This window comes from Pseudoxanthomonas mexicana, assembly GCF_010093385.1.
Lineage (GTDB): Bacteria > Pseudomonadota > Gammaproteobacteria > Xanthomonadales > Xanthomonadaceae > Pseudoxanthomonas_A > Pseudoxanthomonas_A mexicana.
The window spans coordinates 1-15604 of the sequence record NZ_PDWV01000070.1; the positions used below are offsets into that span (position 1 = coordinate 1).

A 15604-nucleotide genomic window follows, 5' to 3' on the forward strand; every position below is an offset into this window, starting at 1 on the left:
GGCCTGGGCGGCTCAGGAGTACCCCTTGGGCAGCTATTCCGGCGCAGAACCGTTAACATTTCACCTTCGCCTGAGGCGGGTTGCTTGCCGCCGGTAGAGAGAGTGCCTTGATCAACCGGGGACACCGGCAACGCGGTCCCATCAAACGTCGCCGCTATCTGCCCTCGGCCGAACGCAAACGGGAAATCCTGGACGCGGCGTTGATCGAGTTCTCGGATCGTGGCTATACGGCCACCACGATCGAGACCATCGCCACACGTGCCGGCCTGTCGAAGACAGGTATCTATGCTCATTACAAGAGCAAGGAAGAGGTCTTCGAAGACCTGCTGATGACGGTGCTGAGTCCGTCGGAGAAGGTGGAAGTACCGTTCGATGCCGATAAACCCTTGGACTCGATCCTTGAGGCCTTTCTCGACAGTCTCTATCCGATGCTGGGGCAGCCCAGCACGTTGGCGGTAATCCGCTTGCTCGTCATGGAGAGCCGACGCATCTCCCCGGACATTGTCCACCGCTGGTATCACCGGGTAGTGGAATCGCGCTGGACCCAGGACCGGGCCTTCTTCGACGAATGCGTCGAGCGCGGCGTCATCCGTCGCGGTGTGATGACCGAGAGCGATTTGCTGGCCAGGTCGCCCCTCACGTACTGGATAACTCTTTATCTGTTGTTCGGTGAGAATGTTCCCGTATCGCTGGCGCAAGTGCGCCAAGAACACAAGCGGATGCTGCTGGAACTGCTGGAGCCGCGGTAGCCGCGATGTGTCCCGGCAGTCGACGCGTTCGAGACGCGGAGGCATTGGCCGAGTGATGCCAGATGAAAGAGCACGCCACGCGATGCGCTGGAAGATGATGAAAGCGTGGACGAGACCGCCAACCTTGACATCGCTGCGGATCGCATCGCCTGGGGGCACAACGCCATCTCCGGTCAGTGGTGCATCGCGCCGGGCTACGTTTACGTGCACGAGAGCGTGGCCGATGCCTTCATCGCCAAGCTCAAGGCCGCCATCGTCAAAATGTATGGTTCCGACCCGCAGCAGAGCCCCGACTTCGCCCGCATGATCAGCGAACACGACGCGCAGCGGGTGGCGTCGTACATCCTGCCCGACAAGGTCGTGCATGGCGGCCGCTCGGATATCAAGGCGCGCTATGTCGAGCCGACTGTTCTCTACCCCTCGACCTGGGACGACCCGGCTTTGCAGCAGGAAGTCTTCGGCCCGGTGTTGCCGGTGATGCCGTACATGGACCTGAAGGAAATCGTGGACATCATAAAGCGCAAGCCGAAGTCGCTGGCCGCCTACATCTTCAGCAAGAACCAGGCAACTATCGACTACGTCCTGGGAAGCCTGTCCTTCGGCGGCGGCTGCGTCAATCAGACCAACCTGCATTGCTGGATCGACAGTCTGCCGTTCGGCGGCGTCGGCTACAGCGGCATGGGCAAGTACTACGGCAAGGCCGGCTTCGATGCGCTCAGCAATACCAAGGCCCTGCTGATCGGCAATCCGGATCTGGAACTCGATGTCTTCCCGCCCTATGCCGGCAAGGACATCGCCAAGAATCTGAGTGTGTTCTCCTAGCCGTCCAGGCGGCCATCTCACGAGAGCGTTTTTCCGGCACACGATTCCACAGGCAGAGGACACGGTTATGCACATGCTGATGGTGATCGGAGGCGGCATCGTCCTGATGGCGGTCTTCCTGCTGTTCGGCAAGCTATGGGGCAACGATGCGGCCGGCATGGCCCTGGCGGCCAAGGTCTTCATTCCCGTATGGCTGCTCGTCGCGATCACCAATCTGTGGGTCGGCGTGAGCCATGCCGGCTACACCATGCGCGATGAGCTGCCGATCCTGTTGATCGTCTTCATGGTGCCGGCCGCGCTGGCGGCCTTCGCGATCTGGCGCCTCTCACACCCATGAAACACGAGACCCTGACGAAGTCGGGCGAACCCGACGCCGGTCGTCCACTCTTGCGGCATCGCGATGGTCATCATGCGCGGGTGACCTACGAAGAGTTGTTCTTCGACTTGGTCTACGTCTTTGCGGTGACCCAGCTCAGCCATGAACTGCTGCACAACCTCACCGCCTCCGGCGTGATCGAGACGCTGATCCTGTGGTTCGCGGTCTGGCTAGGCTGGCAATACACCTGCTGGGTCACCAACTGGTTTGATCCGGAGACGCCGCGCATCCGTGGGATGTTGTTCGCGACCATGCTGCTCGGGCTGGTGATGGCGTCGAGCATTCCGCAAGCCTTCGGCGACCGCGGGCTGGTGTTCGCAGGTGCGTACGCGACCATGCAAGTCGGCCGAACGGCATTCATTGCGCTGCAGTTACCCAGTGGTCATCCGCTGGCGCCGAACTATCGGCGCATGCTGGGCTGGGTGTCGATTTCGGCGGTGTTCTGGGTCGCCGGCGGCCTGATGCACCATGAGGCCAGGGCTCTGTTCTGGCTGGCTGCCGTGCTGTGCGAGTACGTATCGCCGATGTTCGGCTTTGCCCTGCCGGGCCTAGGGCGATCACGGACGCGGGAGTGGACGATCGAAGGCGGCCATCTGGCCGAGCGCTGCCAGCTCTTCGTTATCGTCGCCCTCGGCGAGACCGTGCTTGCCAGCGGCGCCAGCCTGGCGAGCGCCGAGCTCTGGACACCCGCGGTGCTGCTGGCGCTCCTGGCGACATTCGTCGGCACCTTGGCGATGTGGTGGCTGTACTTCGGTACGTCGAGCAAGGACGCCACGGCCGCCATTACACGGTCGGACGACCCTGGGCGCATCGGCGCGTATTTTCACTACGTCCATGCCATCCTGATCGCAGGCATCATCGCCACCGCCGTGGGCAACGACCTGGTACTGGCACATCCCGACGCCTACCCAGCCACGGCGCAGGCTGCCGTGCTGCTGGCAGGGCCGGTGCTCTATCTACTGGGCAGCGCCGTCTACAAGCGCGTCGTCTATGGCGTGGTGCCGGGATCGCACCTGGCCGGCGTGCTGGTGTTGCTGGCGCTGGTGCCCGTGGCCCTCGTTTCCGACATGCTGGTCATGGGCTGGCTGACCACGGTGGTCGTGCTGGTGGTGAGCTTCCGGGAGGCGCAACTGTTGCGCAAGCGCCGCGGGGACGCTTGATCATGCGCGCGCGCCTCGGCTTCAAACGGGTACCGGCCGACCCGATTGTGCGGGCGCGAAACGTAGCGCACGGCGCCGACGGGGTCGTGCGATTCTGGCGCGCGGCTCACGCGGACTGGTTCAGCCACGATCCGTCGTTCGACAGCCGGTTTCGCAATCGCTTTCTCCACCTGCATCTGTCGGCGGCACGACGCGAACTCGACGATTGGACCGACACGCCCGCAGGTTCCCTGGCGCTGCTGATCTTGCTCGATCAGTTCCCTCGCAACGCTTTCCGCGGCACGGCGCACATGTATGCGACGGATGCCTTGGCGCGGTATTTTGCCCACCGGGCGCAATCAACTGGGCACATGGACGCGATCGATGCCGAACTGAGATTGTTCTTCTGCCTGCCATTTGCCCACTCGGAGGACGAGGGCGACCAGGACCTCTCGGTCCAGCTCAACGCCCGGCTCGGACAACCCTGGCTCGACCATGCCGAAGGACACCGGGACATCATCCGCCGATTCGGGCGCTTCCCGCACCGCAATCGGCTCCTGGGGCGCGAAACCACGCCCCAGGAGCGCGCCTTCCTCGACCAGGGCGGCTTCGCCGGATGAAGCCTCGACCCTGGGGGCCGGCTGTCTAACCAGGCAGCATCAGGTAAAAATGGCGAATGGACACACTCGATCAGTACCGCGTCTTCGTTCAAGTTGCCGAGATGGGCAGTTTCATCAGGGCGGCCCATGCGCTGGAGCTGCCACGCGCCTCGGTATCGGCCGCCATCCAACAACTCGAATCGACCGTCGGCACGCGCCTGCTGCATCGTACGACGCGGCAGGTGCGATTGACGGCAGACGGCGTTCAACTGCTCGAACGCGTCCGACCGTTTCTCGCCGAGGCCGAAGACATCGGCCAGTTGTTCCATGCAAGCCAGCGGAGAATCTCAGGACGGCTCAACGTGGACGTGCCCAGCCGTATTGCGCGCCGGCTGATTGCCCCCGCCTTGCCGGGTTTTCTCCGTCGCTACCCCCGTCTTCAACTGGCATTGGGCTCAACCGATCGTGTGATCGATCTCGTGCACGAAGGCGTGGACTGCGCCGTCCGGGTCGGTCCGCTGCATGACAGCAGTCTGGTCGCGCACCCCCTTGGCCATATCGCGTTGATCAACTGCGCAAGCCCAGCCTACCTGCGTGAGTACGGCATGCCCGCGAGTCCGGCTGAGCTGGCCCGGGGGCACTGGTCCGTGGGATATGCCTCGGCCTCCACTGGACGGGAAATGCCGTGGGAATACCTGGTCTCGGACATCGAACATCTGGTTGCCGTTCCCAGTCGTGTGATCGTCAACAACGCCGAGAGCTACATCGCCTGCTGCGTGTCGGGCATGGGGCTGATCCAGGTCCCACGCTTCGATGTGCAACACCTGCTCGACAGGGGCGAATTGGTCGAGGTCCTGCCCCAGTTCCGTGCTCCATCCATGCCAGTGTCACTCATCTATCCGAGTCGAAAACAGCGCTCGCGTCGACTCAATGCCTTCATTGAATGGTTAGAAGTCCTGATGCGTCCTCACCTTGAGCCATGAGGAGGGCTTCACAGTTTGACATCGTCGGTCAGCGGAGTTCCCAGCTTTTGGTCGACACTATGCGGCGGTGTCGATGTGCCGCCTCGAACTCGATGGGAATAACGCCACCGAGATAGATGTGCCGACGGATCTGATTGTAGAAGCCTTCGATGTACTCGGACACGGCCGAGGCAGCCGTTTGGCGGTCCGTGTAGATGCGCTTCTTGATCCGCTCCTTCTTCAAGCTCCCGAAGAAAGGCTCGGCGACTGCGTTGTCCCAGCAGTTCGCCCGCCTCTTCATGCTTGGCTCAAGATGGCTGGCTTTACAGAAGCGCCGCCATACATCGCTCACATACTGCGTTCCCTGATCCGAATGGATCATGGTCTTGTGGGCTCGCCGAGAACGGACGGCCTTCAAGACAGCGTAAGGATCAGCCCTCGATGAGTCGTCGGCGTGACGACCCAACCTACGACCTTACGCGAGAACAGGTCCACGACGACGGCTAAGTGGAGCCATCCCTGCCAAGTACGGATGCAGGTGATGCCCGTTACCCACGCCTCGTTGGGCTTGGACACCGTGAACTGACGCTGGCCTTAGCCAGGGCCGATGTGTTCGATTGCATCGAGCGGTTCCATAACCCGCTCATCCAGCGAAGGCTCGATGCCAAGGATCAGGCCTTTAGACTCTCAACCCAATCGTCCGTGGAAACGGGGTAGAACCCGAGGCGGGCGCGTCGTAGCGACGTAGCCGTCCGGCGAACAGTCGCGCCAACAGGCACAGCAGCCACGCATCGATCTCATTGGTCTTGGCCAACTCGCCGGTGGCCCGGGCGAAATCCCGGGCCTGCCGCGGGTTGATCCGGGCCACCCAGATGCCGGCATCGCAGCAGGCATCGAGCACCGCGTCCTCGTAGCCACCGGTCGCCTCAACCACCACGCGAGCGTCTGCCACGCCCTTCAACCGACCCATGAGCTTGCCTATCCCGACCGGGGTATAGGCGAAACGCGGCACACCCGCCACGCCGTCGACGGCCACATCCAGCGCCGCCTTGCCTACGTCGATTCCCATGCCGTCATGCCCGGTTCTCCGCTAGAGTTGGCCCGTCGAGAACATCGCGCCCAAGGTCACGCTTATCAGTTCGAGGAAACCCTCGATCAACTGTCCGGGCGCAGGGCGCGAGATCCGGCGTGCGGCCCCTGCTGAATTGCGGTGCGGCTATACCGAGGCGTTATCGGGCGCGCACGCCGGGTTCTCGGCCACTACAGTAGGGAAGTTCAAAGACACAAGGCGTTAGGTGCGCACATGAGAAAGTTCACAGCTGTAGCATTCTTCTTCTTGCTGCTTGGTAGCCCTGCAATTCATGCCGCTGACCGTTGCAAGTATGATGAGGAAGCCTTACTCGCGCTTGATGAAAATGCATTTGATCAAGACCTTTCAGGTGGCTGGCGTGCCATTGCCAGTATTCCTGGCTGCGAACTAGCAGCCGCGGAACTGTTAGCGGCCTACCGGGCCAAGCATCCGAACGCAGGCACACTTCTAGCGTGGCACGAAGGTCAGATGCGCGCCTCGGCAGGTCAATACGAGCAAGCAATCCCGCTGTTGGAAGCCGCCCGGAAGCCCGTAGAGCAAGATCCAACCGGTTGGAACCACTACGTGGATGCCACCTTGGCCTTCCTGCGGCATGACAATCCTGCGCTACTGGCCGCGCAAAAGCGCCTCGCAGCCGTCGCTTATCCGGAAGGCGCTGGCATGCCGCCTCTGAAAGACGGCTACTTTGAGCTTCCTGCCCCGCCCGGACAGCCGGGCATGAAGATGCGCTGGCCACCCAACATTGAGGTCGTGGACGGGCTGGTGGCCTGCTTCAGGAAACCCTACGAGGAAGCATATGGTGCGTCATGTCGCCCACCCCGCCCATGAGCTGAGCACCTAACAGTTCCTTCAAGCCGAACCCGCTTCGCGGGTCGGCTTAATTCTGGTGTTAGACGGGATGCCGTCCTGTGTAGTCCAGTATTGACCGGCTCAATCCGGTCAAAAAGTGAGTCAAGTTGTGAGTCACTACACGAGATCGTTGTATTTAACTTCAATTTACTCAACGACTTGCATTTGCCATTCGATTGCTGGTGGGCCCACCAATCGACTCAATCACTTAGATGATTGGTACCGGACCCATAAGTTGAAACATTGTTTCAACTTATGATGAAAAAAAGGCAATAGTTGCAACGACTTGCCTTCGAAATGATCCCGGGCGGGGCGCTCTGATGGCGCATCCGGTGCGATTGGCTTTCCTCCTGCCGGAAGTGGGCTTGTCGGTCCGGTTGGCCGCAATCGGCCAGAAGCGGACATCCATCAATTGGGCAACTCAACCAGCCCCCTTGCCGTCAGGCTCAGGCGTCGGGTGGGCCTGATGGACTCCACGAAGTCCGTGTCATGGCTTACGAGCACCATTGCACCTTCGTAGTTCTGAAGCAGTTGTTCTAGCTGCAGAACAGCTTCGAGATCGAGGTTATTAGTAGGCTCGTCCAGCAACAGGAGCTGTGGAGACTCATCTGCGTGCAAAACGCAGGCAAGGGTTGCACGCAAGCGCTCTCCGCCTGACAGCGCAGCGACAGGCAGCTTCATGCGATCGCCACGGAATCCTAGCCTTGCCAGTACATCGGCGCGTTCCTGCGGTAAAAGGAGGGGCGCTTTGTCCTCAAAATTCTCGGCTAGCGACTTCGCAGGCGCCAACTGATTCAGGCGCTGACTGAGATAGGCTGCACGGATGGCGCCTATGCGAAGTTCCCCAGCCGAAGGGTTCATTTCGCCAGCCAGGATTCGCAGGAGCGTGGTTTTCCCCACGCCGTTGTCCCCCATCAGCGCGATGCGCTCTGGCCCGCGGATCGTCAGCGTGATGCCGGCAGCACCCCAAAGGGGGCCCTCTTGGCCAAGAGCCCGCACGCTCTCCACGGTCAATACGTGTTGTGTGGCACCTACACGCGTGGCGGGCAGTGAAAAGCGCGGCACGGCAGGGGAGGCGGTTTCCTGCTCGGCACTCCGCAGCGCGCTTCGCACCTTGTCGACGCGTTCGGCATGCACACCAGCCGCTCTACCGGCGGATACTTCGGCTCGGCTTGCCAGCGTTCCTGCGACGATCCTGGGCAGTCCTGCATCGGGGGCCTTGCGCGCGGCATTGGATGCACGCCGGTCCGCACGCTCGCGAGCCTGATGCATCTCGTGCTTCTCGCGTCGTAGTTCCTTGCGTAGGTGCTGCACCTGCTGTTCGGCAGCGGACTGCTCGCGCTCGGCGACAGACCGGTACGCGCTGTAGCCACCTCCGACCATGCGAATGCGCGCGGGCTGCAGTTCCGCGATTTCCTGCATGTCCTCCAGCAAGCCTCGATCATGGCTTGCCACCAGGAGGCATCCGCGGAACGACTCCAACACAGTACGCAGCCTTTGGCGTGCTTTCCGGTCCAGGTGATTGGTGGGTTCATCCAGAAGCAGGACATCGGGTGCCCGCAGCAACTGGGCGGCCACCGCCAATGCCATTGTCTCCCCGCCGCTGAAAGTGGAGATCTCCCGCTGCAGGCAGACGTCATGCAGGCCAAATGCCGCCAGCTGTGAGGCGACGCGCTCACGCAGATTCCAGTGGCCGTCGGCGCGCTCGAACTGTGTGGCATCGGCTGTGCCGGCGAGTACGGCATCCACCGCATTCAGCGCATCGGTGGCACCCAGCAGCTCAGCAACCGTGGCATAGGCGGCGCTGTTCCAGTACTGTCGCAGATAACCCACTCGACCGGTTATGTCGATGGTGCCGGCCTGCATGGCAAGCTCGCCCGCCAACAGGCGTAGCAACGTTGTCTTGCCTGCCCCATTGCGCGCAACAAGGCCGATCCGCGATGGACCAAAGACGAATGACAAATCGGCGAAGACGGACGTGCCGTCTGGCCACGAAAACGAAAGGTGGGAAGCGCGGATGCGAGCGCCGGACATGGGTTCCTCCTTTAGTCGCCTGGCATGAGGCGATCACAGCTGAAGCTCCCCACAGTGCGGGGTGCTCATGTGTTTCAGGGGAACGGGACTATCACACGTCCAGCAGGCTCCAAATTCACTTCGGTCACGGATATTGTGTCAGCAGGAGGCGCCGTTGTGCTGAACGTTCGACGAAGACGGGGAGTTCAGCTCGATCGTTGCCTGGAGACCGCCACCGTCTCGATTCGAAAGTCGCAGTGCGCCGCCGAGTGCCTGGGTGAGTTGCTGGGCGATGGCCAACCCAAGGCCTGTGCCACCCGTCCCGCGACAACGTGATGGCTCGAGCCGCTGAAAGGGTTTCACTACATTCTCCAACTGCCCGGGCGGAATACCAGGTCCACGATCAAGCACATCGATATGGATTCGTCCCGCTTCATCCATGCGCAGTCTGGTCTCGACATCGCCGGCGTAGTTGAGCGCGTTGTCGATCAGGTTCTGCAGGATTCGACGCAGTACTTGGGGATGGGTGTCGTGAGACGCAGCGCCTCGGGTTGAGAGCACCACGGCGCGCCCGGCGTCCTGATAGTCGGCCACGACACTTTCCAGAAATGCCGCCATATCCAGTCGAACTGCCGGGCCCAATGTGACCGACGCGCTACGGGCGTAGCTCAGGCCTTCGCGCACTAACAGGCTGAGTTGGTCGATATCGCTCAGCATTTTCTCCTGCTCGGCGGTGGCGTCCAGTGCCTCTGCCCGCAGCCTCAGGCGGGTGATGGGTGTCTGCAGATCATGCGAAATAGCGGCAAGGATCTGGGTCCGCTCGGCCACATGAGTCGCGACGCGCGTCTGGAGTAGATTGAGTGCGCTCGATGCCTGAGCAACCTCCCACGGTCCATCCTGGGGCAATGGCGCACCATTGCCGGCGGGGTCCATGTGCTCGGCCGCCTTTGCGAGTTGAGCCAGAGGGCGCGTGGCCAATCGAACCGCAACACCCACGCAGATCAACAGTAACGCACCCTGCGCGGCCAGTACCCATGGCAACCAGCGTGCCAAGGGCATCAGTGAGGGCGTCACCTCGATGGTGAGAGGCTGTCCGTCATGGAGCGTCAGCTCCACCTCGTAGCGCTCCGGCTCAGTGGACACGGCTCGTGGCCGTAGCGTGTACTCGTGTCCGAGAGCGTCATCGATCAATCCTGTCACTTGGCGCGAGCGGGACGTGGACAACGGCGTACCCGCCTGTGCTGGCCGCAGGAGATAGCGATACGTCCGGCGCTCAAGGCGGGGAATCCAATCGCTCCGTTGATCTGCGGGGAGGTTCTCCAACAGCGCCACGCTGACAGGAATGTCCTCATAGAGGTTCCGGAGCATCATCGAGCGGGTGGCATCCGCCCGTTCCTCGAACAGCAGCGCGAACGACAGTCCGTGCGCGAGCAACAAGCCCGCTCCCAGGATCAGTAACAGGCGCGCCCTGAGTGTTCTGGGCAGCCACTTGGTGAAAGTATTGCGTGGAAGGCTCACGGCTCTTCGCCTTCCAGAACGACGGTTTGGCTGAATACGTAGCCCTCGCTTCGAACGGTCTTGATGTATGTCTGCTCACGGGCGCCGTCGCCAAGGCGCTGACGGAGCCTGCTGACGAGGAGGTCGATGGACCGGTCGAACACCTCTGCATCACGTCCCTGCGTCAGGTTGAGCAGCTGATCGCGGCTCAGGACGCGTTGCGGATGATCGATGAATACCCTCAGCAGGCGGAACTCGGCACCGCTCAACGGGTACGCGGTCCCGGCTTTGTCCATCAGATGACGCGCGGTGGTGTCCAGACGCCAGTCACCGAACCCGATCCACCGGCTGGCCTCGGAGACCTGCAGGTTGGGAGGAAGCATGCGCGCACGACGTATCACGGCGTTGATGCGTGCCAGCAGTTCCCGCGATGAAAAGGGTTTGCTGACATAGTCGTCAGCGCCCATCTCCAATCCAATGATGCGGTCGGTCTCGTCATCGCGGGCGGTGAGCAGGACCACCGGTACCGCCCGGTGCTTGCCTGCACGAAGATTCCTGCAGAGGGACAGGCCGTCTTCGCCGGGCATCATCACATCGAGCACGACCAGATCCACGTCGCTGGTATCCAGAACGCCACGCATCTCGCGTCCGTCGGCCGCCAGGCTGACGCGCAGGCCATTCCGCTTCAGGTAGTCGCCCACCATCTGTCGGATGTCTCGGTCATCGTCGACGACGAGGATGTGATCGGTGTGGGACGACATGTGTCGGAGCTCCGGAAGTGCGGCCACGCGTGGCCATTGATCTGTCGCAGGGGATGGTAGCGCCAGTGGACCACCCGCCAAGCGGGCGGATGTCGCTTGTTTGTATCAGAACGTATCCACGGGCCGGTTTCGGGAAAAGGGCGACAAATCTCCCTGCATCCAGACACGTCCCGGATACCGGGCGGGTGCGGAATGTGTCCATCGCCGCGGAGCCCCGTCGGCCACACCCGAAGGAAACGACCATGAACACCTCTGAATCCCCTTCGTCCAAGGCTGCCCTGGTTTTCGGCGGTTCCCGCGGCATCGGTGCGGCCATTGCACGTCGCCTGGCCCGTGAGGGTTACGCCGTTGCCCTGACCTACGCCTCGCGCGCCGACAAGGCCGCCGAAGTGGTCGCCGCCATCCAAGGGGATGGCGGCCAAGCCATTGCCCTGCAGGCCGACGCAGCGGATCAGCATGCCATCACAGCTGCCGTCGCCGACGCCGCCGCCAGGCTGGGCACCCTGCAGGTGGCTGTCGTCAATGCCGGTGTCTATCAGGGCGGTCCTCTGGAGCAGTTCCCGGTCGACACGCTTGATCTGATGCTGTCGGTCAACGTCCGCGGCGTCTTCCTGGCGATCCAGGCTGCAGCCGCCAAGATGGCCGATGGCGGCCGAATCGTCACGATCGGCAGCAACACCGCCCAGCGTAGTGGATCGGTCGGTGGCAGCGTCTACGTCATGACAAAGGCCGCCGTCGCCGCGCTGGTGCGTGAACTGGCGCTGGATCTGGCCCCGCGCAAGATCACCATCAACAACATCCAGCCCGGCCCAATCGAGACCGACATCACTGCCGGCTTCCTCGACCATCTCGCTGAGCGCAGCCCGTTGCAGCGCGTGGGACGCCCGGAAGAGGTCGCGTCGCTGGCGGCCTATCTGGTCAGTGCCGAGGCGAGCTAGATGACAGGCGCCAGCCTGACGATGGATGGCGGTTACTCCATCTGAATAGACCGCGACGCGTACGCGCGCGCCGCGCTTCCCGATCCATCCCTTCATCCACCTTGCTGGAGGATCCACCATGTTCGCGATCTCTGCCTCGAACCCCCGCCGCCCGCGCACCCTGTCATGGCTGGCGGGAACCTTCCTGATTTTCAGCGGAGCCGCATTCGCGCAGTCGGCGACGCAAGTGGCTTCTCCAGCGCTGCCACCCGAGTTGGTAGCCGACAAGCATGTCGACGCAGGAGACCTGCGTATCGGTTACGCCGACCTCGGCCCTGCCAAGGGCGAAGTCATCATCCTGCTGCACGGCTGGCCGTACGACATCAACAGTTACGCGGAAGTCGCTCCGCAATTGGCCGCTCGCGGATACCGCGTGATCGTTCCTCATCTGCGAGGCTATGGAACGACCACGTTCTTGTCCGCCGACACGCCACGCAATGGGCAGCCAGCTGCGCTCGCATCGGACGTCATCGCATTGATGGACGCCCTCAAGATCCGTCGCGCGACGCTAGCCGGCTACGACTGGGGTGCGCGCTCGGCAGACATCGTGGCGGCCATATGGCCCGAACGGGTCAAGGCACTGGTGTCGGTCAGTGGCTACCTGATCGGCAGCCAGGAGGCCAGCCGCAAGCCTCTTCCGCCGTCGGGCGAGTTGCAATGGTGGTACCAGTTCTACTTCGCCACCGACCGCGGCCAAGCGGGCTACACGCAGTACACCCACGACTTCGCGAAGAAGATCTGGGAACTGGCGTCGCCGCAGTGGAAGTTCGATGACGCCACGTTCCACCGTAGTGCTGCCGCCCTGGACAATCCGGACCATGTGGCCATCGTCATCCATAACTATCGCTGGCGTCTGAGCCTGGCCGAGGGCGAACCGAAGTACGCGGCTCTGGAGCAACGTCTGGCGCAGGCACCGGTTATCAAGGTGCCGACAATCACCATCGAGGGCGATGCCAACGGAGCGCCGCACCCCAAGCCGGAGGCGTATGCCACCAAGTTCGTAGGTAAGTACGAGCACCGCACGTTCATGGGCGGCGTTGGCCACAACCCGCCGCAGGAGTCGCCCGCCGAGTTCATCCAGGCGGTCGTCGACGCCACCCACCTGTGAACGGAGGAGCGCCGGCATGAAATCGATCAGGACGTTGCTGCTGGTACTGCTTGCTGCAGGCTCCGCGCTGGGCTTGGTGGGCGTGGTACAGGCATACGACAGCACCCGCCCAGTCTCGCCGATCTACGGCGTCCAGCTACCCGATGGCTATCGCGATTGGCCCTTCATCGCGCCGGCGCAGGAGGCCGCGCCGCTGGACGAGTTGCGCGTGGTGGTCGGGAATTCCAAGGCCATGCGGGCATACCGCGAGAACCAGCGTCCGTTTCCCGACGGAACAGTGCTGGTGAAGCTGGCCTGGAAGCATGAGCAGTCACCGGATTTCGCGCCTGCATCCATTCCCGGTGCAGCCACCACGGTGCAGGTGATGGTCAAGGACTCACGCAAGTACGCCAGCACAGGTGGGTGGGGATATGGCCGCTTCATCGATGGGAAACCTGTGGATGAGGCCCAGCACAAGACCTGCCATGCATGCCACGCAGCCCGCGTGAAAGACCGTGACTACGTTTTTACACAGTACGCCCGCTAGCCAATCCGCTCTTCAACTTCCTCTGACTGGAGATATCCAATGAACGCAATCGACACGGTGCTCTACACCGGCAAGACACGCACGGTCGGTGGCCGTGAAGGCCACACCCGCAGCGACGACGGCCAGCTCGACGTGGATCTCTCACCTCCCGGCAGCCGACGTCCGGGTACCAACCCGGAACAGTTGTTCGCGGCGGGCTGGTCCGCCTGCTTCGAGGGCGCGATGGGCATCGCGGCCCGCAAGCTTCGCGTTGCCTTGCCGGCAGACGCCGCCATCGATGCGGAAGTCGACCTCGGGAAGGTGGGTGAGGAATATCAGCTCCAGGCTCGCCTGGCCATCTCACTGCCTGGAATCGCACCCGAACAGGCACAGGCCATCGTCGACGAAGCGCATCGCACCTGCCCGTACTCCAAGCTCTCGCGAGGCAACATCGACGTGCAGATTCGCTTGGTCTGAAGTAACGGCCCGTGTCCTAAGGCATTCAAAGGCGATCCGGATACAAATGTCCGGGTCGCCGGACATAAAGCGCAGACACAGCCGCGATGCAATAGACACCTCCACCGCTCCGACGGTTCTCCCATGATCGAATATGCACTGGCTGCCCTTGCGGGTATGGCCACCATCCTCTCTCCCTGCATCCTGCCCATCCTTCCCATCATCCTGGCGACAGGTACCGGAAAGGATCGGGGAACGCCCTTGTGGATCATCGCCGGCTTCGTCGGCAGCTTTGCCGCCAGCGGCATCCTTTTGGGCGTTCTGGCGGCATCTTCGGGGGAGCTTCAAGCAAGCATCCGCACCGGCTCGATCGTAGTGCTGATGCTGGCCGGACTGGCCTGCTTCTGGCCATCCCCCTTCGAGCGGTCAGTGGCATGGGTGCAATCTCAATGGCATCAGGTGAGGCCGGGCGGCCTTGGCTTGCTCCAAGCCAGCGGAAGGTCCGGCGCCGTGCTTGTTGGCGCCTCGCTTGGCCTGGCGTGGACCCCATGTGCCGGCCCCGTCCTTGCTTCGGTGCTTGCTTTGGCTGCGAGTTCGCAGTCACCCGCAAAAGCCAGCGGGATGCTTGGACTCTACGCAATCGGCGCCGGCATTCCGATGTTGCTGATTGCCTACGGCGGACGCTGGATCAATTCACGTCTCTCGTTCTTCCAGAAGCATGCCGATCTGCTGAGGAAAGTCTTTGGCCTGATCGCGATCGGTGTCGCCATTCTTCAGCTGCTCCAGTACGACGTATTCGTGTCCGCTTGGGCCACCCAGTGGCTTCCCCCCCTCTCCCAAGGTCTCTGATCTCATGAAAAGGCTCTCTTCCCTTGCGACCATGCTGGCCGCATGCGTGTTCGCAGCCGCTTGTTCCCCTAACGTCCAGGCGGATCCTGTTCAGCCCACACAAACCAGACCCGCACCGATGGCGCCCGAATTCAAGGGCATCGACAACTGGATCAACTCACCGCCCCACAATCTTCAGGACCTTCGTGGAAAGGTCGTTCTGGTCGAGTTCTGGACCTACTCGTGCATCAACTGCGTTCGTGTCATGCCTCACGTCAAACAGTGGCATGCCAAGTACAAGGATCAGGGACTGGTCGTCATCGGCGTGCACACTCCCGAGTACGGGTATGAGAAGAAGCTGAGCAACGTTCGGGCGGCGGTACAGCGCTTTGGGATCACATATCCGGTCGCCCAGGACAATGGCTACGAGACGTGGAATGCCTACGGCAATCGCTATTGGCCTGCCATGTACCTGATCGACCAACAGGGGCGAATCGTGTACCAGCACTTTGGCGAAGGGCAGTATGAGGACACCGAAGCAATGATCCGTACGCTGCTGAGCACTGGATCCGATTCGCAGCGTCCCGCGGCAGCGCGCTGATGCGCCTTTGCAAGGCGCCCCTTACTCTTATCGCGAGAAAGACATGAACAAGCGATGGCTGATTACCGGTAGTTCACGCGGTTTGGGCTTGGCCCTCGCCGAGGCAGTGCTGGAAGCGGGCGACTACGCACTCGTAACGGCTAGATGTGTAAACCCACCACGTTGTTCAGTGGGATTCGGGTGATGGGTGGCCTGTAGCCAAGGCTGGCATGTGGTCGATGCCAGTTGTAGTGATGAAGCCAGCCCTGCAGCGCGTGGGCTCGCTGTTCGGA

The 15604-nt window shown here is 62.2% G+C and carries 18 protein-coding genes and 1 pseudogene; 13 read left to right on the forward strand and 6 right to left on the reverse strand.

Annotated features, from left to right (window positions below; all coding sequences use genetic code 11):
* Positions 1-107: 107 nt before the first annotated feature.
* The 6 genes from CSC76_RS17245 to CSC76_RS17270 all read left to right on the forward strand — a co-directional run bounded on the left by CSC76_RS17245 (position 108) and on the right by CSC76_RS17270 (position 4668).
* Positions 108-749: a TetR/AcrR family transcriptional regulator gene (locus CSC76_RS17245; protein WP_162111201.1), complete on the forward strand. Its 642-nt coding sequence runs from the start codon at positions 108-110 to the stop codon at positions 747-749.
* 105 nt (positions 750-854) lie between these two features.
* The gene (locus CSC76_RS17250; RefSeq protein WP_202923561.1) at positions 855-1571 is read left to right on the forward strand and encodes an aldehyde dehydrogenase family protein; all 717 of its coding nucleotides are present in this window, start codon (positions 855-857) and stop codon (positions 1569-1571) included.
* A 73-nt stretch (positions 1572-1644) separates the two neighbouring features.
* Positions 1645-1908, forward strand: a complete 264-nt coding sequence (locus tag CSC76_RS17255; RefSeq protein WP_238395059.1) for a hypothetical protein — start codon at positions 1645-1647, stop codon at positions 1906-1908.
* The gene (locus tag CSC76_RS17260) at positions 1905-3107 is read left to right on the forward strand and encodes a low temperature requirement protein A (RefSeq protein WP_162111203.1); all 1203 of its coding nucleotides are present in this window, start codon (positions 1905-1907) and stop codon (positions 3105-3107) included. Before CSC76_RS17255 ends, CSC76_RS17260 begins: the two co-directional genes overlap by 4 nt.
* A 2-nt stretch (positions 3108-3109) precedes the next feature.
* Positions 3110-3706, forward strand: a complete 597-nt coding sequence (locus tag CSC76_RS17265; protein ID WP_162111204.1) for a DUF924 family protein — start codon at positions 3110-3112, stop codon at positions 3704-3706.
* Between the two features lie 56 nt (positions 3707-3762).
* Positions 3763-4668 carry a LysR family transcriptional regulator gene (locus CSC76_RS17270; RefSeq protein ID WP_162111205.1) on the forward strand — a complete coding sequence of 302 codons (906 nt, stop codon included), beginning with the start codon at positions 3763-3765 and terminating at the stop codon, positions 4666-4668.
* Positions 4669-4696: 28 nt separating this feature from the next.
* Here the strand turns inward: CSC76_RS17270 and CSC76_RS17275 are convergent.
* Together CSC76_RS17275 and CSC76_RS17280 are read right to left on the reverse strand one after the other, a co-directional pair.
* Positions 4697-5238: pseudogene (locus CSC76_RS17275) on the reverse strand (IS3 family transposase); the annotation flags it as partial.
* Positions 5239-5326: 88 nt separating this feature from the next.
* Positions 5327-5716 (reverse strand): IS110 family transposase, encoded by a 390-nt coding sequence (locus CSC76_RS17280; RefSeq protein ID WP_162111206.1) that lies wholly within the window; start codon positions 5714-5716, stop codon positions 5327-5329.
* A gap of 234 nt (positions 5717-5950) precedes the next feature.
* Between CSC76_RS17280 and CSC76_RS17285 the strand changes: the two genes are divergently transcribed.
* Positions 5951-6565, forward strand: a complete 615-nt coding sequence (locus tag CSC76_RS17285) for a hypothetical protein (protein ID WP_238395061.1) — start codon at positions 5951-5953, stop codon at positions 6563-6565.
* 429 nt (positions 6566-6994) lie between these two features.
* Here the strand turns inward: CSC76_RS17285 and CSC76_RS17290 are convergent, their stop codons facing one another.
* From CSC76_RS17290 to CSC76_RS17300, 3 genes are all read right to left on the reverse strand, one after another.
* A complete protein-coding gene (locus CSC76_RS17290) occupies positions 6995-8620 on the reverse strand; it encodes an ABC-F family ATP-binding cassette domain-containing protein (protein WP_162111207.1) in 1626 nt (541 codons plus the stop codon).
* A 138-nt stretch (positions 8621-8758) separates the two neighbouring features.
* Positions 8759-10117 (reverse strand): sensor histidine kinase, encoded by a 1359-nt coding sequence (locus CSC76_RS17295; protein WP_202923563.1) that lies wholly within the window; start codon positions 10115-10117, stop codon positions 8759-8761.
* On the reverse strand, positions 10114-10857 hold the full coding sequence (locus tag CSC76_RS17300) for a response regulator (protein WP_162111208.1): 744 nt from the start codon (positions 10855-10857) through the stop codon (positions 10114-10116). The genes CSC76_RS17295 and CSC76_RS17300 overlap by 4 nt, the downstream gene beginning before the upstream one ends.
* A gap of 242 nt (positions 10858-11099) precedes the next feature.
* Between CSC76_RS17300 and CSC76_RS17305 the strand changes: the two genes are divergently transcribed.
* The 6 genes from CSC76_RS17305 to CSC76_RS17330 all read left to right on the forward strand — a co-directional run bounded on the left by CSC76_RS17305 (position 11100) and on the right by CSC76_RS17330 (position 15332).
* Positions 11100-11795, forward strand: a complete 696-nt coding sequence (locus CSC76_RS17305; RefSeq protein ID WP_202923564.1) for an SDR family NAD(P)-dependent oxidoreductase — start codon at positions 11100-11102, stop codon at positions 11793-11795.
* A 118-nt stretch (positions 11796-11913) separates the two neighbouring features.
* Positions 11914-12942, forward strand: a complete 1029-nt coding sequence (locus tag CSC76_RS17310; RefSeq protein WP_162111209.1) for an alpha/beta fold hydrolase — start codon at positions 11914-11916, stop codon at positions 12940-12942.
* 16 nt (positions 12943-12958) lie between these two features.
* Positions 12959-13468: a cytochrome P460 family protein gene (locus CSC76_RS17315; RefSeq protein ID WP_162111210.1), complete on the forward strand. Its 510-nt coding sequence runs from the start codon at positions 12959-12961 to the stop codon at positions 13466-13468.
* A gap of 39 nt (positions 13469-13507) precedes the next feature.
* On the forward strand, positions 13508-13924 hold the full coding sequence (locus CSC76_RS17320; RefSeq protein WP_162111211.1) for an organic hydroperoxide resistance protein: 417 nt from the start codon (positions 13508-13510) through the stop codon (positions 13922-13924).
* 123 nt (positions 13925-14047) lie between these two features.
* Entirely contained in the window at positions 14048-14752 is a 705-nt protein-coding gene (locus CSC76_RS17325) for a cytochrome c biogenesis CcdA family protein (protein WP_162111212.1), read from the forward strand.
* 118 nt (positions 14753-14870) lie between these two features.
* A complete protein-coding gene (locus CSC76_RS17330) occupies positions 14871-15332 on the forward strand; it encodes a thioredoxin family protein (protein WP_238395062.1) in 462 nt (153 codons plus the stop codon).
* Between the two features lie 140 nt (positions 15333-15472).
* Here the strand turns inward: CSC76_RS17330 and CSC76_RS17335 are convergent.
* The coding region (locus tag CSC76_RS17335) for an integrase core domain-containing protein (RefSeq protein WP_162110050.1) at positions 15473-15604 on the reverse strand (132 nt) is incomplete at its 5' end.